This is a genomic window from Pelosinus sp. UFO1, from assembly GCF_000725345.1.
GTDB lineage: Bacteria > Bacillota > Negativicutes > DSM-13327 > DSM-13327 > Pelosinus.
This window is the reverse complement of the sequence record NZ_CP008852.1, coordinates 3,088,217-3,107,543: the sequence shown is the minus strand read 5'-3', so window position 1 is coordinate 3,107,543 and position 19,327 is coordinate 3,088,217. Positions and strand designations below refer to the sequence as shown.

The 19,327-nt window shown below is 40.2% G+C and carries 23 protein-coding genes; all 23 read left to right on the top strand.

The annotated features are described in order from the left end of the window. Positions 1-355 precede the first annotated feature (355 nt). The 23 genes from UFO1_RS14750 (at position 356) to mreD (ending at position 19,149) form a co-directional block, all read left to right on the top strand. Positions 356-1,006, top strand: coding sequence for a redox-sensing transcriptional repressor Rex (locus tag UFO1_RS14750; RefSeq protein WP_038672003.1), 651 nt, complete (start codon positions 356-358; stop codon positions 1,004-1,006). A 30-nt stretch (positions 1,007-1,036) separates the two neighbouring features. Beyond that, positions 1,037-2,542, top strand: coding sequence for an acetyl-CoA hydrolase/transferase family protein (locus UFO1_RS14745; RefSeq protein ID WP_038672001.1), 1,506 nt, complete (start codon positions 1,037-1,039; stop codon positions 2,540-2,542). A gap of 19 nt (positions 2,543-2,561) precedes the next feature. After that, positions 2,562-4,208 carry a methylmalonyl-CoA mutase gene (locus tag UFO1_RS14740; protein WP_038671999.1) on the top strand — a complete coding sequence of 549 codons (1,647 nt, stop codon included), beginning with the start codon at positions 2,562-2,564 and terminating at the stop codon, positions 4,206-4,208. Positions 4,209-4,227: 19 nt separating this feature from the next. Continuing rightward, the gene (locus UFO1_RS14735; protein WP_038671997.1) at positions 4,228-4,620 is read left to right on the top strand and encodes a cobalamin B12-binding domain-containing protein; all 393 of its coding nucleotides are present in this window, start codon (positions 4,228-4,230) and stop codon (positions 4,618-4,620) included. Positions 4,621-4,685: 65 nt separating this feature from the next. Next, the gene (gene meaB, locus UFO1_RS14730; protein ID WP_038671995.1) at positions 4,686-5,627 is read left to right on the top strand and encodes a methylmalonyl Co-A mutase-associated GTPase MeaB; all 942 of its coding nucleotides are present in this window, start codon (positions 4,686-4,688) and stop codon (positions 5,625-5,627) included. A gap of 17 nt (positions 5,628-5,644) precedes the next feature. After that, positions 5,645-6,052 (top strand): methylmalonyl-CoA epimerase, encoded by a 408-nt coding sequence (gene mce / locus UFO1_RS14725; RefSeq protein WP_038671993.1) that lies wholly within the window; start codon positions 5,645-5,647, stop codon positions 6,050-6,052. A 97-nt stretch (positions 6,053-6,149) separates the two neighbouring features. Then, complete coding sequence (locus tag UFO1_RS14720; protein WP_038671990.1) at positions 6,150-7,679, top strand: acyl-CoA carboxylase subunit beta; 1,530 nt, start codon at positions 6,150-6,152, stop codon at positions 7,677-7,679. A gap of 233 nt (positions 7,680-7,912) precedes the next feature. Then, a complete protein-coding gene (locus UFO1_RS25470; RefSeq protein ID WP_173406224.1) occupies positions 7,913-8,059 on the top strand; it encodes a hypothetical protein in 147 nt (48 codons plus the stop codon). Between the two features lie 34 nt (positions 8,060-8,093). Then, a complete protein-coding gene (locus tag UFO1_RS14715) occupies positions 8,094-8,480 on the top strand; it encodes a biotin/lipoyl-containing protein (RefSeq protein WP_038671988.1) in 387 nt (128 codons plus the stop codon). Positions 8,481-8,814: 334 nt separating this feature from the next. Further along, positions 8,815-9,237, top strand: a complete 423-nt coding sequence (locus UFO1_RS14710; RefSeq protein WP_038671986.1) for a SoxR reducing system RseC family protein — start codon at positions 8,815-8,817, stop codon at positions 9,235-9,237. 40 nt (positions 9,238-9,277) lie between these two features. Beyond that, the gene (rsxC, locus tag UFO1_RS14705) at positions 9,278-10,600 is read left to right on the top strand and encodes an electron transport complex subunit RsxC (RefSeq protein ID WP_038671984.1); all 1,323 of its coding nucleotides are present in this window, start codon (positions 9,278-9,280) and stop codon (positions 10,598-10,600) included. Between the two features lie 11 nt (positions 10,601-10,611). Beyond that, complete coding sequence (locus UFO1_RS14700) at positions 10,612-11,607, top strand: RnfABCDGE type electron transport complex subunit D (RefSeq protein WP_038671982.1); 996 nt, start codon at positions 10,612-10,614, stop codon at positions 11,605-11,607. A 5-nt stretch (positions 11,608-11,612) separates the two neighbouring features. Then, positions 11,613-12,179, top strand: a complete 567-nt coding sequence (locus UFO1_RS14695; RefSeq protein WP_038671980.1) for an RnfABCDGE type electron transport complex subunit G — start codon at positions 11,613-11,615, stop codon at positions 12,177-12,179. Positions 12,180-12,190: 11 nt separating this feature from the next. Next, complete coding sequence (gene rsxE / locus UFO1_RS14690) at positions 12,191-12,850, top strand: electron transport complex subunit RsxE (RefSeq protein ID WP_051788956.1); 660 nt, start codon at positions 12,191-12,193, stop codon at positions 12,848-12,850. Continuing rightward, positions 12,843-13,436: an electron transport complex protein RnfA gene (locus UFO1_RS14685; RefSeq protein ID WP_236639209.1), complete on the top strand. Its 594-nt coding sequence runs from the start codon at positions 12,843-12,845 to the stop codon at positions 13,434-13,436. Before rsxE ends, UFO1_RS14685 begins: the two co-directional genes overlap by 8 nt. 47 nt (positions 13,437-13,483) lie before the next feature. Next, complete coding sequence (gene rnfB / locus UFO1_RS14680; protein WP_038671978.1) at positions 13,484-14,356, top strand: RnfABCDGE type electron transport complex subunit B; 873 nt, start codon at positions 13,484-13,486, stop codon at positions 14,354-14,356. A gap of 144 nt (positions 14,357-14,500) precedes the next feature. Next, positions 14,501-15,007, top strand: a complete 507-nt coding sequence (locus UFO1_RS14675) for a Gx transporter family protein (RefSeq protein WP_038671976.1) — start codon at positions 14,501-14,503, stop codon at positions 15,005-15,007. A gap of 65 nt (positions 15,008-15,072) precedes the next feature. Beyond that, positions 15,073-15,345: a DUF4321 domain-containing protein gene (locus UFO1_RS14670; protein ID WP_038671974.1), complete on the top strand. Its 273-nt coding sequence runs from the start codon at positions 15,073-15,075 to the stop codon at positions 15,343-15,345. 24 nt (positions 15,346-15,369) lie between these two features. Next, complete coding sequence (locus tag UFO1_RS14665) at positions 15,370-15,939, top strand: nucleoside triphosphate pyrophosphatase (protein WP_038671972.1); 570 nt, start codon at positions 15,370-15,372, stop codon at positions 15,937-15,939. Continuing rightward, positions 15,936-16,637 (top strand): DNA repair protein RadC, encoded by a 702-nt coding sequence (gene radC / locus UFO1_RS14660; RefSeq protein WP_038671970.1) that lies wholly within the window; start codon positions 15,936-15,938, stop codon positions 16,635-16,637. Before UFO1_RS14665 ends, radC begins: the two co-directional genes overlap by 4 nt. A gap of 53 nt (positions 16,638-16,690) precedes the next feature. Beyond that, positions 16,691-17,725: a rod shape-determining protein gene (locus tag UFO1_RS14655; protein WP_038671968.1), complete on the top strand. Its 1,035-nt coding sequence runs from the start codon at positions 16,691-16,693 to the stop codon at positions 17,723-17,725. A 24-nt stretch (positions 17,726-17,749) separates the two neighbouring features. After that, complete coding sequence (gene mreC, locus UFO1_RS14650) at positions 17,750-18,667, top strand: rod shape-determining protein MreC (protein WP_038671966.1); 918 nt, start codon at positions 17,750-17,752, stop codon at positions 18,665-18,667. After that, positions 18,664-19,149: a rod shape-determining protein MreD gene (gene mreD / locus UFO1_RS14645; protein ID WP_038671964.1), complete on the top strand. Its 486-nt coding sequence runs from the start codon at positions 18,664-18,666 to the stop codon at positions 19,147-19,149. Before mreC ends, mreD begins: the two co-directional genes overlap by 4 nt. The last annotated feature ends 178 nt before the right edge of the window (positions 19,150-19,327 follow it).

Genomic DNA, 19,327 nt, shown 5'->3' with positions numbered 1-19,327 from the left:
TGCAATAGAATCAGCAGCGTTGTGATCAAGGTCATTCTTTAAGAAAAGTAATATAAAGATGTTTCAAAAAATAGAGCGATTGCGCTCTATTTTTGCTATTACGGAAAAGAAAGTATTTAAGAATGCGGTTTATGCCTTAATTGCATATTAAGATAAAATACAGGAAAAAAAAGAGAAAATTGGTATGATTAGTAAAAAAATATAGATAATAATTAAAAAAATAAAATAAAATTTGAATAATCTCTAATTCTGAGGCAGGATTTTCTGGTTTATGTGAGAAATTGTACATACTAGAGAAAAGAGAAAAAAATGTTATTAGCAGCGCTTGCCACTGACATTAGAGGAGGCTTTTGAGTTGAGAGATATTAAGGATAAGAATGCCATTTCTAAGGCTACTATAGACCGTTTACCATTGTATTTTCGTACTCTTAGACTTAGCCAGGAAGAGGGTATGGAGATTATTTCTTCAGAAGAGTTGGGACAACGTTTAGGTGTAACTCCTGAACAAATTCGTAAAGATCTGGCATCTTTTGGTCAATTTGGTAAAAAGGGTGTTGGATATTATGTTAGTGAACTCATTCGCAACATTGGAGAAATACTAGGGCTAGATTATAATTGGCACATTGCTGTAATTGGTGTTGGACATTTAGGCTGGGCATTAGCTAATTATCGTAATTTTGACTCATTAGGTTTCAATTTAGTTGCTATGTTTGATATTGACCCCAATAAAATTGGGCAATGTATAAAAGGTACAGAGGTCTTTCATTTAGACCGTTTAAAAGAGGTGATGGAGGAGAAAATAATTCATATTGGCATTATTGCCGTACCAGAAGCGTATGCCCAAGGAGTAGCAGATCAGTTAGTTGCGAATGGGATACGTGGGATATGGAACTTTGCGCCAAGGAAAATACGGGTGCCTGATAGTGTCCGAATTATCAATGAGGACTTGTCTGTCGGACTAAGTAGTTTGTCTTTTTACTTAGCAAGGCAGATACCAACGAATTAATCACTCAAATGTTTGGAGGAAAGTATTAAAATGATTGATATCAAAGATCGTGTGCGTAACAAAGCGCTTCATGCCAAAATTGTAAGCGCAGAGGAAGCTGCGACAGTTATTAAGCCGGGAATGAATATCGGAACCAGTGGATTTACACCATCTGGTTACCCAAAAGCTGTACCAATGGCTCTAGCTGAAAGAATCAAGAAAGATCATTTTCAAATCAACCTTTGGACTGGTGCGTCAGTCGGTAAAGAGCTAGATGGCGCATTAGCAGCAGTAAATGGGATTAATAAACGATTACCTTATCAAACAAATAACGAAATCCGTAAGTCACTGAATTCCGGTGGCGTTAAATATTGCGATTTGCATTTAAGCGAAACAGCACAACTATCCAGATATGGATTTTTGGGCGGTAAAGTGGATGTAGCCATTGTAGAAGCGTGTGCGATTACCGAAGAAGGACATATCGTACCAACGACGTCTATGGGAAATTCTGCATCTTTTGTACAAAGTGCTGATATTGTTATTGTTGAAATCAATACATCCCAGCCATTGGCTCTTGAAGGTATGCACGATGTGTATATTCCTCTTGATCCTCCTCATCGTTTACCCATTAACATTGCAAAAGCAGATGATCGTATTGGAACTCCATATATTCCATGTGGTTTGGACAAGATAACTTATATCGTTCCTTGCGACATCCGTGATGATGTTCGTGATTTAGCAGCCATTGACGATGATGCTAGAGCCATGAGTAAACATTTCATTGACTTTTTGAAAGCCGATATTAAAGCGGGACGTATGCCAAAAGGACTCTTACCGTTACAATCCGGTGTAGGATCGGTAGCCAATGCGGTTGTCAGTGGCTTTGCTGAATCTGATTTTACTGATTTAGAAGTGTATACAGAAGTTATCCAAGATGGAATGCTAGACTTAGCGGATGCTGGGAAGTTAAAGTTTGCCTCAGGTACTTCTTTCTCACCATCACCTGCAGGCCTTGAAAGATTCTACAAGAATATTGATTCCTATCGCAAAATCATGATGCTGCGTCCGCAAGAAATTGCAAATAGCCCTGAAGTAGCTAGACGCATTGGTGTTATTGCCATGAATACTGCGATAGAACTTGACATATATGGGAATGTAAATTCCACACATATTATGGGAAGCAAAATGATGAATGGTATTGGCGGCTCAGGAGACTTTGCTCGTAATGCCTATTTAACCTGCTTCTTTAGTACCTCCACCGCCAAAAATGGCGCCATATCCTCCATCGTGCCTATGGTATCGCATGCAGACCATAGCGAACATGACGTGGATATCTTTGTAACAGAATTGGGTGTAGCCGATGTCCGTGGACTCAGTCCAAGAGAACGGGCGCGGGTAATTATAGAAAATTGTGCTCATCCTGACTATAAGCCAATGCTTATGGACTATTTGGAAAGAGCCGAGGCAGCTACCAAATGTGCCCATACACCACATATTTTATCAGAAGCCCTTTCATGGCATACCCGTTTCTTAGAAACTGGTAGCATGAAAAAGTAAGTGAAGGAGGATTTTTAGTATGGATAATGAAAGTTTGAAAGCAAAAGTGGCGGAGTATACTGCCAAAGTAGAAAAAGCAAGTGCAAAATTCCCAGAACGCAAAAACCTGGAGTATAACAGACTCTATACTCCATTAGACCTTGAGGGACAAGATTATGAGCGTGATCTAGGATTACCAGGCTCTTATCCTTTCACTCGTGGTGTACAACCTACTATGTATCGCGGTCGTTTCTGGACCATGCGTATGTATGCAGGTTTCTCCACAGCAGAAGAATCCAACAAAAGATATCGCTACCTGTTAGAATCAGGCAGCACAGGCCTTTCTTGCGCCTTCGACTTACCAACCCAAATTGGTTATGATTCGGATGATATCATCTCCGAAGGCGAAGTCGGTAAAGTTGGGGTAGCGATTGACTCCTTGGCAGATATGGAAATTTTGTTTGATCAAATCGATTTAGGCAAAGTATCCACCTCCATGACAATTAATGCTCCTGCATCCGTATTACTTGCCATGTACATTGCCGTAGCTGAAAAGAATGGCATTGGAGCTGACAAATTAAACGGTACCATTCAAAATGATATTTTGAAAGAATATGCAGCACGTGGTACATACATTTTCCCTCCAAAACCTTCTATGCGTTTAATCACTAACATCTTTGAATATTGCTCCAAGAATGTACCGAACTGGAACACCATTTCCATTTCCGGTTACCATATCCGTGAAGCCGGCTCCACTGCTGCCCAAGAAATCGCTTTCACCATTGCGGATGGTATTGCGTATTGTGAAGCAGCGATTAAAGCAGGCCTTGACGTTGATGCCTTTGCTGGTCGTTTATCCTTCTTCTGGAACGCACACAACAACGTATTAGAAGAAGTAGCGAAATTCCGTGCATCCCGTCGTGTATGGGCAAAAGTCATGAAAGAACGTTTTGGCGCAAAAAATCCAAAATCTTGGATGCTTCGCGTACATACACAAACAGCAGGTTCCATGCTAACTGCACAACAACCTGAAAACAACATCGTTCGTGTTGCCTTGCAAACAGCAGCAGCTGTAATGGGTGGTACACAATCCTTGCACACGAACTCCAAAGATGAAGCATTGGCATTGCCAACAGAAGATTCTGTACGTGTAGCACTTCGTACCCAACAAATCGTTGCTTACGAAAGTGGACTTGCTGACGTTGTCGATCCATTGGCCGGTTCCTACTATGTAGAAGCTATGACCAATGAAATCGAAGCAGCTGCTTGGGAATATATTAAGAAAATTGATGATATCGGTGGCGCAGTTGTTGCCATTGAAGAAGGTTATATCCAAAGAGAAATCCAAGACAGTGCTTACAAATGGCAAAAAGAAGTGGAAAACAATGATCGCGTAATCGTTGGAGTAAACAAATTCCAAATCGAAGAAAAACCAATAGAAGGCCTCTTACGAGTCGATGCTTCTGTAGGCGAATTGCAAAAGAAAAAATTGGCTGATCTAAGAGCCAAACGTGATAACGCTGCTGTAACTGCTGCTTTGAGCAAACTAGAAGCTGCATGTAAGGATGAGAGCGTAAACCTAATGCCAATTATTTTAGAAGCAGTTAAGACCTATGCAACACTAGGCGAAATTTGTGGCGTAATGCGTAAAGTCTTTGGTGAATACCAAGCGCATGCAACACTGTAAGAGGATAGGAGGGGTAACAATGGAAAAACGTGTTAGAGTATTAGTAGCAAAACCTGGTTTAGATGGACATGATCGCGGAGCGAAAGTAGTAGCTCGTGCGCTCAGAGACGCTGGATTTGAGGTTATCTATACAGGATTACGTCAAACCCCAGAGCAAATCGCAGAAGCGGCTTTGCAAGAGGATGTAAACGTAATTGCACTTAGCTTATTATCAGGAGCTCACAATCACTTGTTCCCACGTATTGTTGAATTAATTCGTGGAAAAGGTATGACCGATGTACTCATGATTGGCGGCGGTGTTATTCCTGATGCCGATATTCCAACGCTTAAAGCAGCTGGTATCGCAGAAGTATTTACACCAGGCACACCCACTACGACCATCATTGATTACATCAATGCAAACGTAAAGTAAATAGCTGTATGTTGCACTATGCCCCCGGTTTTGGGAGTGTATAGTAACATGAGGTGGTGTAACCAATGAACATTGCAGAAGAATTATTAAAAGGCTCTCGCTTAGCCTTGTCAAGGGCGATCACAGCGGTGGAGAACGAATATGATGATGCAGTAAACATTATGCAGCAACTATATCCTCATACCGGTAATGCTCATATAATAGGCATTACCGGTCCACCGGGAGCAGGCAAGAGCACCTTGACCGATAAATTGGCAAAAGAATATCGTCGGCAGGGAAAAACAGTAGGTATCATCGCGATTGATCCCACAAGCCCATTTTCGGGTGGGGCTATTTTAGGTGACCGGATACGCATGAATGAATTGACATTAGATGAAGGTGTATTTATCCGCAGCATGGGTACGCGGGGCAGTTTAGGCGGTTTATCCCGTAAAACAGCCGAAGCCGTAAAAATCCTAGATGCATCGGGTAAAGACGTAATTCTAGTGGAAACCGTAGGCGTTGGTCAATCGGAAGTAGACATTGTCAAAACCGCGGATACAACCTTAGTCGTACTTGTACCTGGCTTAGGTGACGACATTCAAGCCATCAAAGCAGGTATATTAGAAATTGGCGATGTATTTGCCATTAACAAAGCAGACCATGATGGTGTAGACCGTCTACATACGGAACTAGAAATGATGTTAGACCTAAATCAAAAAATGACCGATTGGCGTCCGCCAATTAAACGTGTCATTGCAAATCGGGGAGAAGGCATTACCGATTTGTTAGCCTCCATAGAAGAACAGATTGCCCAATCGAGACAATCCGGTCAATTCGTCGAGCGTCGTACAGATCGCACCAAAAGCGAGCTATTGGTTATGCTTGATGAACAAGTTGGCCGGTATGTAAGAAAGCAGCTAGAGAACTATGGAAAATTTGATGAACTAGTAGCCAGTGTAGAAAGTCGTGAAAAGAATCCATATGGTGTTGTCAATGATATAATGGCAACTATTTTGCAAAAGTAAGTTAGGAGGGATTTTTGATGTTTAAAACATTAAAAGTAGACCATATTGGTATTGCAGTAAAAGATTTAGAACAAGCAAAAAAATTCTATACCGAAGTGCTTGGTATGGAAGTAATGGGTGAGGAAACAGTAGAACAACAAAAAGTAAAAGTTTGCTTTATTCCTTGCGGTGATAGTGAAGTAGAATTACTTGAATCTACCTCACCAGATGGCCCTATTGCTAAGTTCATTGAAAAAAATGGCGAAGGCATGCAGCACGTTGCTCTTCGTGTAGACAATATTGAAGCAGCCATTGCTGATCTTAAAGCAAAAGGCGTTCGTATGATTGACGAAACACCTCGTTATGGTGCTGGCGGTGCGAGTATTGCTTTTGTTCATCCAAAAGCTACTGGCGGGATTTTGCTTGAATTATCACAGCGCAAATAAGATTTGTGTAGATTAATAAGATGTATACAATTAGAAAATATTGCATAATATATAGGCTTACTATATAGTGATATTTGAATGTTGTTGGAGGTGTAAAATGGCTACAGTCCAAGAGAAAATCGAAGACTTAAAAGCGAGACAGGAAAAGATAAAGCAAGGTGGCGGTCAAAAACGTATTGACAAGCAACATGCGATTGGCAAATTAACTGCTCGTGAACGTGTGGAGAAATTACTGGATCCTAATACTTTTGTGGAATTAGATCAGTTTGTTACCCACCGTTGTGTGAATTTTGATATGGCTTCCGTAGAAGCTCCTGCTGAAGGTGTTGTTACTGGTTATGGTACAATTGACGGACGCTTGGTGTATGTATTTGCCCAAGATTTCACTGTAGTAGGTGGATCTTTAGGAGAAATGCATGCGAATAAAATTGTTAAAGTACAAAAACTAGCTATGAAAATGGGTGCACCTATTATTGGTATTAATGATTCCGGTGGCGCACGTATTCAAGAAGCAGTTGATGCTTTATCCGGATATGGAAAAATATTCTATAATAACACGTTGGCATCAGGGGTAATTCCTCAGATCTCAGTTATTATGGGACCATGTGCTGGTGGCGCAGTGTATTCTCCAGCTTTGACTGATTTTATCTACATGGTTAAAAACACCAGTCAAATGTTTATCACTGGTCCACAAGTTATTAAATCCGTTACCGGTGAAGAAGTTACAGCTGAAGTATTAGGTGGAGCAATGACTCACAATACTACTTCTGGTGTTGCTCACTTTGTTGCTGAAAATGATGATGATTGCTTAGAACAAATTCGTTGCTTGATGAGCTTCTTACCAGGTAACAATTTAGAAGGTTCTCCAGTTGCACTTAACACAGATGATGTTAATCGTATGGATGAATCGTTAAATACTCTTTTACCTGACAATCCAAATCAGCCTTACAACATGAAGGACATTATTACATCTATAGTGGATAATGGCGAATATTACGAAGTACAACCGTTCTTTGCACAAAATATCATTACTTGTTTTGCTCGTTTTGATGGACAAACAGTTGGTATTATTGCAAATCAACCATCCGTAATGGCAGGTTGTCTGGATGTAGATGCATCTGATAAATCAGCACGCTTTATTCGTTTTTGTGATGCTTTTAACATTCCTTTACTTAACTTAGTTGATGTTCCAGGATTCTTACCTGGTGTTAGCCAAGAATATGGTGGCATTATCCGTCATGGCGCTAAAATGCTGTATGCCTATTCAGAAGCTACTGTACCAAAAATAACGGTAATTACTCGTAAAGCTTACGGCGGTTCTTACTTGGCTATGTGTTCCCAAGATTTGGGCGCTGATCAAGTAATGGCATGGCCAACATCTGAGATTGCGGTAATGGGACCTGCTGGTGCAGCTAATATCATTTTCCGTGGAGATCCAGATGTAAAGGCTAAAACTGAGCAATATATAGCAGAATTTGCCACTCCTTATAAAGCAGCTGAACGCGGTTTTGTTGATCAGGTTATTGAACCAAAAGAAACTAGACCACGTATTATCACCGCTTTAAGCATGTTGGCTAGCAAACGCGAGCAAAGGCCACAAAAGAAACATGGCAATATTCCGCTATAATAAGAATGTGTTGTAAAACACAGAACCTTAATGTAATTAGACTGGGGAAAAATATTCAGATGCTAGGCGTGACGAGCATTTGAGCGAAATCGTACAGGTCGTACGTTGAGAGAATGCGTAGTTCTTGGTGCTTCAGCACCTTAGAACTTCGGCTTACCCCTTGCGGGTAGAACGCGCGGAGAGCGACGCAGATGGATGTTTTGCGACAGTCTTAAAGAAAGGTGTGGAATAGTATGACAATAGATGCAAAAGGTGTTTCCCCTCAAGTAATAGCAGCAATTACTGCGGCTATTTATGAAATGATGGGTACAGGCTTTCAGGCTGTAAAAATTAGACGTGACAGTGAAGTATGGACTGTCGATGGTCGTAAAAACGCATAAATATAATTTATAAAAAAATTTGGAGGTTTGTACAATGAAGAAATTTAATATTACTGTAAATGGTACTGCATATCAGGTAGAAGTAGAAGAAGTAAAAGAAGTTAAGGTAGCAGCAGCTGCTGCTCCTAAAGCTGCCGCTCCAGCTGCTCCTAAAGCAGCTGCTCCTGCCGCTGCTGCCGCTCCTGCTGCTGCTGTGGTTGGTGCCGGTGAAACTGGTCTTCCTTCTCCAATGCCTGGTAAAATCGTAAAAGTTCTTGTTCAAGCTGGACAAGCAGTGAAAAAAGGCGATGTATTAATGATTCTTGAAGCTATGAAAATGCAAAATGAAATTACATCTCCTGTTGATGGTACAGTAAAATCCATTAATGTTGCTGCTGACCAAAGCGTAAAACCTAACGAAGTGTTAGCTGTTATTAAGTAATATAATTTATTTAACATAAATTATAAAAGGGAAATTGTGCAGTTATTTATAACTGCACAATTTTTTTTGTATGTCTACTTTTTTAATTCTATTTAAAAGGCTTGGGTAAGCCTTATTTTCTTTATATAAGTACACTTAATTTTTTGACCAGTAATTGGTAATTGAAAATTGAGCAAATAATCAGTTAAATTTGATTGTGAAATTAGGGTAAAATGTAGAAATAAAGTGAAAAAAGTAACTGTTCTCATAATATTGACAGAGTCTAATTACTTGGTGTAGAGTAAGTTTATGTGATTTATATTCTAATCGAAACTGGTGTAGAAAGGAGTTCTATATGGATAAGCAGCAGGAGGGTATCGTGATTGAGGCCATTAGCAATCATATGGCAAGGGTTAAGACCAGTCGCCATAATGATTGTGAAAACTGTGGCGCTTGTCCAGGGAATTCAGCACTAGTACTAGATGCTAGGAATGATATAGGGGCCAAAGTGGGTCAGCGTGTAGCAATAGAGATAAAAGAGATTAATATGCTAAAAGCTGCTTTTATAGTGTATATACTACCACTTCTTATGGTTTTCGTTGGTGTGGTAGCAGGAGGATTTTGTGCAGAATCTTTCGGTTATCCACTATTAGGACCTCAGATTGCAGGTGGTATAATTGCCTTTATTTTATCAGTATTGTATATTAAATTCTTTGATTCTAATGCTAGATCAGATGCTAAGATGCAGCCGATTATTATACGCATTCTATCAAACTAGGAAAATAAAGAGCATTTAGTAGTTTAAGAGGGGTGAAATTATGGCAAAAAGCTTTCGTGGGGGTGTACATCCTGACGACCGAAAAAGGTATACGGCAAGTAAACCAATCGAAATAGCTCCGATACCTGAAAAAGTCATTATTCCTGTGAGACAACACATTGGTGCACCATGTTCATCAACGGTAAAGGTTGGAGATCTAGTTAAAAAAGGACAGGTTATTGCAGAGGCACAAGCTTTTGTTTCGAGTCCAATTCACGCATCTACTTCTGGTAAAGTAGTAGAGATTGCAGAATATCCACATCCGGTTTTTGGCACTTGCTTGTCTGTAGTTATTGAAAGTGATGGCCAAGATGAATGGGTTGAAGGGTTACCTTTACAACGCGATTGGAAAACTCTTGAAATAACCGAAATTAAGGAAATTATCCGTCAGACAGGTATGGTTGGTATGGGGGGAGCAACCTTTCCTACCCATGTAAAAATGGCACCACCTGCTGAGAAACCGATTCATACATTTATTTTAAATGGAGCAGAATGTGAGCCTTTCCTTACAGCTGACCATCGAGTAATGCTAGAACAGTCAGAAAGAGTTGTAACTGGTGTACAAATAGCAATGAAAGTGTTAGGTGTGACTAAAGGATATATAGGAATAGAAGAAAATAAACCTGACGCTATTGCTGCTATGAATAAGGCTTGTAGTGGAATTACTGGTCTTGAGGTAGTTGCATTGCAAACAAAATATCCTCAGGGTGCGGAGAAAACGTTAATCGGTGTAATCTGTGGTACGGATGTTCCTACAGGCGGATTGCCAATGGACGTTGGAGTAGTCGTACAGAATGTAGGTACTGTAGTAGCTATTGCTGATGCAGTCGAAAAAGGGATACCATTGATTGAAAGAGTGACAACGGTAACTGGTGGCGCTGTAGTGAATCCTAAAAATTTACTGCTTCGGATCGGTACAACCTTTTCCCAAGCTGCAGCACTATGTGGTGGATTTACGGAAGTGCCAGCTAAAGTTATTATGGGTGGTCCTATGATGGGAATGGCGCAACGTACTCTCGATGTACCCATCATAAAAGGAACCTCAGGCATTTTGGCATTAAGTCAAACTGATGTGAATATTGGTCCAGAACGTCCTTGTATTCGCTGCGGGCGTTGTGTAGATGCCTGTCCAATGGGGTTAATACCTAGTATGCTCAGCATAGTAGGTGAACGAGGTTTATTCCAAGTTGCAAAAGAAGAATATGATTTATTAGACTGCGTAGAATGTGGATCTTGTGTCTATGTATGTCCAGCAAAACGCAATATTGTACATTATATTAAATTATCCAAAGCCCAGAATGCGGCTGTGGCGGTTAAGAAATAGGAGGTGGCGGCATGAGCGCAGAGGCAAAAATAGATGTAGGTACATTAACGGTTTCGGCATCACCGCACATCCGGTGTGACGAGTCGATTGGGAAAATTATGTGGAGCGTAAATGGAGCATTAGCACCAGCGGCGCTTTTTTCAGTATATCAATTTGGTCTACCCGCTATAACAAACATGTTGATTTGCATTATAGCAGCAGTAGCTACTGAATATCTGATTTTAAAATGGCAAGAAAAACCTATGGTAATTAATGATGGCAGTGCTTTTTTAACAGGCTTACTATTAGCTATGAATATTCCAGCTACTGTGCCTTGGTATATACCACTTGTCGGCTCTATCGCGGCGATTGGGATTGCAAAGCACACAATGGGGGGCTTGGGTTACAATATTTATAACCCTGCATTAGTCGGTCGTGCATTTTTATTAGCCTCTTGGCCGATTGCTATGACGACTTGGCCTAGTATGGCTAGTAAATTAGATGGTGTTACATCAGCAACACCACTAGGAATCTTAAAGTTGCAAGGCTATGACAAATTAGTACAAATATTTGGCGACAAATCTGATTTATATACAGCTATGTTTTTTGGTACGCGTAGCGGTAGTATGGGAGAAACTTCAGCAGTACTTTTGATTCTTGGAGGAATCTTTCTCATTTATCGCGGATATATCAACTGGCAAGTTCCTGTATTTATGATTGGTACTGTTGGATTTTTAACTTTTGCATTTGGTGGAAAAGCAGGATTATTCACTGGCGATCCTATCTTGCATATGATGTCAGGCGGACTTATTTTAGGTGCATTTTATATGGCTACTGATATGGTTACCATTCCGATAACAATTAAGGGACAAATTCTATTTGCAGTTGGGGCTGGTATGTTGACTGTGTTAATTCGCTTACTCGGCGGTTATCCAGAAGGCGTATGTTATGCCATTTTATTGATGAACTGTGTAACTCCACTAATTGATCGTGTGGTAAAACCCGTAAAATACGGGGCGAGGAGGTAAGGCATATGGCACATGATGGACATGAAAAAAATGATAGCATTTTTAAAATAGGAATTAATTTAACATTGGCTTGTTTATTATCAGGTGGTATAATTGCCGCCACGTATGCAGTAACGGAGCCAGTAGCAGCGCAAGAACGGATCAATCTTAAAAATAAGGCTATGGTAGAATTAGTCGCTGAGGCACAAGATTTTAAACCAATAGCTGGTAAGACCGATTGGTATACAGCTATGAAAGATGGTAAAGTAATTGCTTATGTTGTCCCCGCTGAAACGAAGGGGTATGGCGGAGCTATTAAAATAGTAACTGCCATATCGCCTGAAGGAAAAGTAATGGATTACAAGATATTACAACATAATGAAACACCAGGACTTGGTGATAAGGCGAGTGAGCCAAAATTTAAAAATCAATTTGCGGGTAAATCTACAGAGGATTTAGAAGTAGTAAAAGTACCGACGGATAAGAATATTCAAGCACTGACAGGGGCAACGATTACGTCTCGTGCAGTGACCAAAGGTATTAAAGAGGCTGTAGAGGAAGTTGTTGCTTATGCAGCTTCTCAAAATAAGTGAGGTGTGAGAATATGAAGTTATGGGATATTTTTTATAAAGGTTTATTTGAGCAAAACCCCATATTCCGCCTGGCTTTAAGTCTATGTCCAGCATTGGCGGTTACGTCTACTACATTAAATGCATTGGCAATGGGGCTTTCCGTTATGGTTGTTATCTCATTAAACAATGTTGTTGTTTCTCTATTTCGTCATTGGGTAAACCCAAAAGTACGTGTTCCAGTTTACATTACTTCGATTGCTACCATTGTTACCTTGGTACAATTAACGCTCCAAGCCTATGCGCCTTTAGTGTATAAGGAGCTTAGCATTTACTTGGCTCTAATCGTAGTATTTGCGATTATCTTAGCTCGTGCTGAAGTTTTTGCTGCCAAGAATACGGTAATTCCGTCTTTCTTTGATGGTTTAGGTATGGGAGCAGGATTTACGCTGGCGATGGTTTTTATTGGTGTTATCCGTGAACTCTTTGGTACGGGAGCTATCCTTGGCTACCAAATTTTTGGTTCTTGGTATAATCCAGCGTTAATTATGATTTTACCACCAGGCGGATTTATTCTTATTGGTTTATTAATTGCTAGCTTTAATATTATTGGGCAATACCAAGATAAAGCAAAAGCAAAGAATACAGCAAATGCGAAAGCTGTTGTACAAAGGGGTGAAGCAGTAAATGGCTGAAATGTTTAGTGAGTATTTTACGCTGTTTATGGGTGCGGTAATTGTGAATAACTTTGTACTGACCCGTTTTCTCGGTTTGTGTATTTTCTTCGGTGTATCAAAAAGTCTAAATGCCTCAATTGGTATGGGGATGGCTGTTACGTCTGTTATGACAATTAGCTCCATATTAGCTTGGGTTGTGTATAACTATGTTCTGCATCCTTTTGGTCTTACCTTTTTGACTACAATTGTGTTTGTTGTGCTCATTGCCAGCTTCGTACAATTGTTAGAAATGGTAATTAAAAAGCATGCGCCAGCTTTATATAATATGTGGGGTATTTATTTAGTACTAATTGCAACAAACTGCATAGTGCTGGGTGTGCCACTTTTAAATGCTGAGTCGAATTTTGCTTTTGGAAAAAGTATTGTGCATGCCATTGGTTCTGGTGCTGGTTTTGCGCTAGCGATTATTTTAATGGCTAGCTTACGGGAAAAATTGCAATATGCGGATGTTCCTAAGTCACTAGAGGGATTAGGTATTGCCTTTATTTTAGCAGGAATGCTGGCATTGTCGTTTTTCGGCTTTTCAGGCATGATTCCGCTATAAGTAGATAGTATTATAAACTGTTGTAAAATAGAGCGGAGGGAGAATAAATGGATAAGTCGTTATTGATATTGTTGGTATTGACAGCATTAGGTTTAATTTTTGGCTTTATACTGGCTTTTGCTAATAAAAAGTTTGCTATTGAGGTCAATCCACTCATTCATATTGTAGAAGACGTTTTGCCTAAAGGACAATGTGGTGCCTGTGGTTTTGCCGGTTGTATGGCTTATGCTGAGGCAGTTGTACTAAATCCTGATGTTGCTCCTAATTTATGCACACCAGGTAAAGAGGCAGTCGCTAAAATAGTTGCTGAACTAACAGGTAAAGCAGCAGCTCCGATGGAGCCGCAAATTGCTCAAGTTCAATGTGCCGGCACAAATCTAAAAGCGGGAAAATCGTATGCCTATACTGGGGTAGAGGATTGTGTTGCTGCAAACTTGCTCTTTGGAGGACCTAAGAATTGTAAATATGGCTGCTTAGGGATGGGAACTTGTGTAAAAAGCTGTCCTTTTGATGCTATGGTTATGAGTGAAGATGGATTACCTATCATTGATCCTGAGAAGTGTACTTCCTGTGGAAAATGTGTAACAGTATGTCCGAAAAAAGTTATTTCCCTTATGCCGACAGGGGCGAGGGTGCGTGTAAACTGCAGTTCAAAAGATAAAGGTGCTGTAGCTAAAAAGGCATGTAGTGTTGCCTGTATTGGTTGTTCCTTATGCATGCGGCAATGTCCACATGGCGCTATACAAATGGAAAATAATTTAGCCATTGTAGATGCCAAAATTTGTGAAGAAAAATGCTCAGATGCTGTATGTTTAAGTAAATGCCCAACAAAGGCCATTCGTCCTTTTGTAACAGGAATTGTACCTGGTACAGAAGATGAGGAAAGTATCGCCATTGCTTGTGCATCTTGCGCAAAATAGAAAGAATAGTAGCTAACCGCAGAAGAATACATCTTCTGCGGTTTTTTTACCCTGTTCTTATTTGCAAGTTAGGGGTTTTTGCGGTAAAATAATCTAGACTAACTCACAAGGTTGCAAAGTAATAAAAACAAAGGCTGATACAGTATGAATAAAACAAGACGTTTAGTGCTATTGGCTTTATTTATAGCTATAGCCAGTGTATTGCATGTAGTAGAATCGTGGATACCATTTCCACTTCCTGTACCAGGAATTAAACTAGGACTGGCCAATATTGTATCTCTTGTTATAATTGCAACTTTGGGGTGGCGTGATGCTATATATGTGGTAGTCGTACGTGTTTTTTTAGCATCTTTGTTTGGAGGAGTTTTTTTAGGACCAGCCTTTGCTATGAGTTTAAGTGGTGCAGTCGGTAGTACTGTTGTTATGGCTTATGTCTATCAACATTGGCGGTCCGCTTTTTCTCTTATTGGCATAAGTATACTGGGTGCTGTAGCGCATAATGTAGCACAAATTGTGGTTGCAGCTCTGATAGTATCGAGTGGAACTTTATTATGGTATTTACCTTATCTTCTACTATTTGCTTTGCCGACAGGTTGGGCTACTGGAATGATAGTGGTTTATTTCTTAAGGAAGGCTCCAAGGTTAGTCTAAAGGCAAAAACTACTATTGTTCAATGTATTTATACTATCTTATAATAAATACAGGGGGTAAGAATATTGCGAGGCGGTAAAAGTAATGGATATGGTATGTTAATATTAGTTTTGCTTACTGGTGCAGTCTTTGGGGGTATTCTAGGAGAACTCATTTCCCATTCAGAAATTGCAATTGGTTTTGCTCCCTATTTAGTAAAAACCTTTCTTATTTTGGATGTACCACCCGTTACCATCAATTTGTATGTTGTAAGATTTATGTTAGGTTTTGCACTGCAGCCTAATTTAATTAGTATTCTAGGCATGGTGGTAGCTCTTTTGCTATTTAGACGTGTTTGAGTTATGTCATAGGAGGTCTTGCTCATGGCAATTATTTTGGCGTCAGCATCACCAAGACGCCGTGAACTTTTAACACAAGTTGGCTGTAAATTTATTACCATTACTAGTACCCTGGTAGAAGATAATACACAGAATTTGCCACCTCATGAGCTTGCTATTTTACAGGCAAAAGATAAGGCATTAGATGTATTTTCGAATGTTCAGCAAAATGATGTTGTCATTGGTGCTGACACGATAGTGGTGTTAGATGGACAAGTATATGGCAAACCTGTAGATGAAAGAGATGCTAGGCGTATGTTGACTGAGCTAGCTGGCAGAGAGCATGAAGTGATTACAGGTATTGCTGTTGTTACAGCGCAACAAGTTTGGACTGATTTTGGTATTACCACTGTAAGAATGAGGGATAGTAAAAGTGAGCAGATTGAAGCCTATTTAGCTACTGGCGAACCCATGGACAAGGCTGGTGCATATGCTATCCAGGGGATAGGCGCACTTATGGTAGAAAGTATTACTGGCTGCTATGCGAATGTTGTGGGATTACCACTCAATAAAATATCCGATTTGTTACTAAAGGCTGGTGTCACGTTATTATGAATGACAGTAAGCCACTCATGATAAAACAATTGCCACAAGAAGAAAGACCAAGGGAAAAAATGCTAACAAAAGGTGCTCAAGCTTTAAGTAATGCTGAATTATTGGCCATTTTACTTAGAACAGGCACAAAAAATGATTCTGTTTTGCGAGTTGCCGAACGACTTTTAAAAAAGTATGAAGACTTAGGTATTGCTGCTCTTTCAGGTATTGGACCTCAGGAGATTAGTAAAATAAAAGGGATCGGTCCAGCAAAAGCAGTAACTGTTGCAGCCGCTATTGAAATTGGTAAAAGGCTAAATAGCTTATCATCGGGGCAAAGAGTGATTATTCGCTCCCCGCAAGATGCTGCTAATTTGCTGATGCCTAGGCTGCGCTACGAATCAAGAGAACATTTTATTGTGTTACTCTTATCGACTAAAAATCATGTATTAGCGACCCCAACGATTTCGATTGGCAGTTTAAATGCCTCTATTGTGCATCCCCGCGAATTATTTCGCGAGGTCATTCATCATGCAGCGGCTTCTGTTATCTTAGCACATAATCATCCAAGTGGAGATCCAACTCCAAGTTCAGAGGATATTGTACTTACTCGAAAATTAGTGGATGCAGGGAAAATTTTAGGAATTTCTGTGTTAGATCACGTAATTATAGGCGATAACAAGTATGTTAGCCTTAAAGAAAAGGGAATAATAGAATGAATTTGTTAAGTAGCAAGATATATATACTTGCTTATTGAAAGGGGCTATATATTATGAAGAGTTTTTTTGGATCATTTTCCCGAGACATGGGTATAGATCTTGGTACTGCGAATACGTTGGTACATGTGAAGGGGAAAGGAATTGTCCTTAGCGAGCCTTCTGTAGTTGCGATTCAACGTGATACAGGTGAGGTGTTGGCAGTAGGGGAAGAAGCAAAACAAATGATCGGCCGCACACCCGGTAATATTGTGGCTATTAGACCGTTAAAAGATGGAGTTATTGCTGATTTTGATGTAACCCAAGCAATGCTTAAATACTTTATTCGCAAGTCAATCGATACAAAATCATTTATTCGCCCTCGTGTAATTGTAGGTGTACCTTCTGGCGTTACAGAAGTGGAAAAGCGCGCTGTCATTGATGCGACGATCCAAGCAGGTGCTAGGGAAGCTTATTTAATTGAAGAGCCTATGGCTGCGGCAATTGGCGCTGGATTACCGGTTCATGAACCAACAGGTAATATGGTAGTTGATATTGGTGGCGGTACAACAGAAGTAGCTGTTATTTCTTTAGGCGGAATAGTAACAAGTCGTTCAATCCGTGTTGGTGGCGATGAGATGGATGAGTCGATCATACAGTATATCAAACGTACCTACAATTTAATGATTGGTGAACGTACTGCTGAAGAAGTTAAAGTAACGATTGGAGCTGCTATTGTACCTGAAGTGGATCAGACGATGGAAATTAGAGGCCGTGATTTAGTCAGTGGTCTGCCTAAGACATTAACCATTAGAGCCAGTGAAGTACAGCAGGCTTTAAGTGAACCAGTTAGTAGTATCATTGAGGCTGTTAAGGTCACTTTGGAAAAAACACCGCCTGAGTTAGCTTCTGATATTATGGACCGGGGTATTGTAATGACTGGCGGTGGTTCTCTGCTAAAAGGATTGGATAGGCTTCTTTGTAAGGAAACAGGTATGCCAGTGCATATTTCTGAAGATGCTTTATTGTGTGTATGTATGGGTACGGGACGAGCGTTAGAAAGTATTGATTTACTAAAACGGGTACTAATGTCTCCTAAAAAATTAGGATAAAAGGATAGAGAGGAGCTTACACTAGTGCGTTTGTTTCACAAAAAGACGGTCATCCTGTTGGTGGCTGTAGTAATCGTCTTTTTGCTGGCTAGTTCTCTCGCCCAAGGTAAAATTAAATTTGCCTTTATGGAGAAAATTATTACCACTGTTTTGGCACCTGTTGAATATGTTGTCTCTAATGTAGGTTTCACTTTCCGTAATATTAGTTTATCTACTGGGGAATTGATGACTGCATACCGTGATAATCAAAAATTACGGGCAGAAAATGATGAGCTACGTCAAAACAACTTAAATGTGACTGAAGTTATGGCCGAGAATGCACGCCTAAAAGCCATGTTGGATTACAAAAAAGGGGTGCCTCAGTTTGATTTGGTCACTGCTGCAGTGGTGGGGCGTGATCCAGGGAATTGGACCAGTACTATTATTATTAATCGTGGAACCGCTGATGGTGTCACCAAAGACATGCCTGTAGTGGCTCCACAAGGGCTTATTGGTAGTGTTGTAACAGCATATGCGAATGTAGCTAAAGTACAGTTAGTTCTTGACCCACGTAGTGCAGTGGGAGCTTTGGTGCAACGACCTGAATCAAGGGTTGCTGCGATTGTAGAAGGTCACAGTGGGACACCTTTAACACCTCGGATGGTAAATATTGCTCGTGATGCCGATATTGTCAAAGGGGATAAGCTCATTACATCCGGGTTTGGTGGAATTTATCCCAAAGGATTGTTAATTGGTGAAGTGATAGACCTTGTGAATGAAGAGGGTGGTTTGTTAAAATATGCTGTCTTGAATCCCGCAGTGGATTTTGATAGACTAGAAGAGGTTTCAGTCATCGTAGGTTCTCGTGAACCTATTCCTACCCTACCGCCGCCACCTGTGGCGGTTCCTACCCCTACCGCTCCTGGAAAGACAGTAGCACCATCTCAGGGAGTAGGACGATGAGTATATTAATTTGGCTGAGCCTGCTTCTTATCGCCCTTATTTTACAATCAACTTTACTGCCCTTAGTTTCTTTTAAAGGGATTCACCCCGACTTGTTACTTGTAACGGTTGTATCTTGCGCCCTGTTGTCAGGGAAAGAAAATGGAGTAGGAATCGGATTCTTTGCTGGGTTATTACAAGATTTAGTTGCCGGAAGTATTTTTGGTATTAATACCTTATCAAAATTGGCTACAGGCTATTTATTTGGTTTGGCTGAACGTAAAGTGTTTAAGGAACACGTGCTATTACCCCTATTAGCTACGTTAGTTGCTACTTTATTTAATGGTCTAGCAGGGGTTGTACTGTTAATTTTATTAGGTCATAAGGTTGACTTTATCACTGCACTTTTGCAAAATATAGTACCGCTGGTTGGCTATAATCTGATTATAGCTATCCCGGTACACCATATTGTTTACCGAGTGGTTAAATTCACAGCAGAATAAAAAAGGGAACAATAAGATTTCATTTCCTGAGAGCTGCGTAAAGGACTTGCATAGCCAAGTCCTTTTAAGTGATCATATGGGGTTTTATGAGCCACAAAGACACAATACGCGCTAATTGAAACACAAAGGGAGTAATCTAGAATATCCTTTGTGTCTTTGTGGTTCAGAATATCCTATT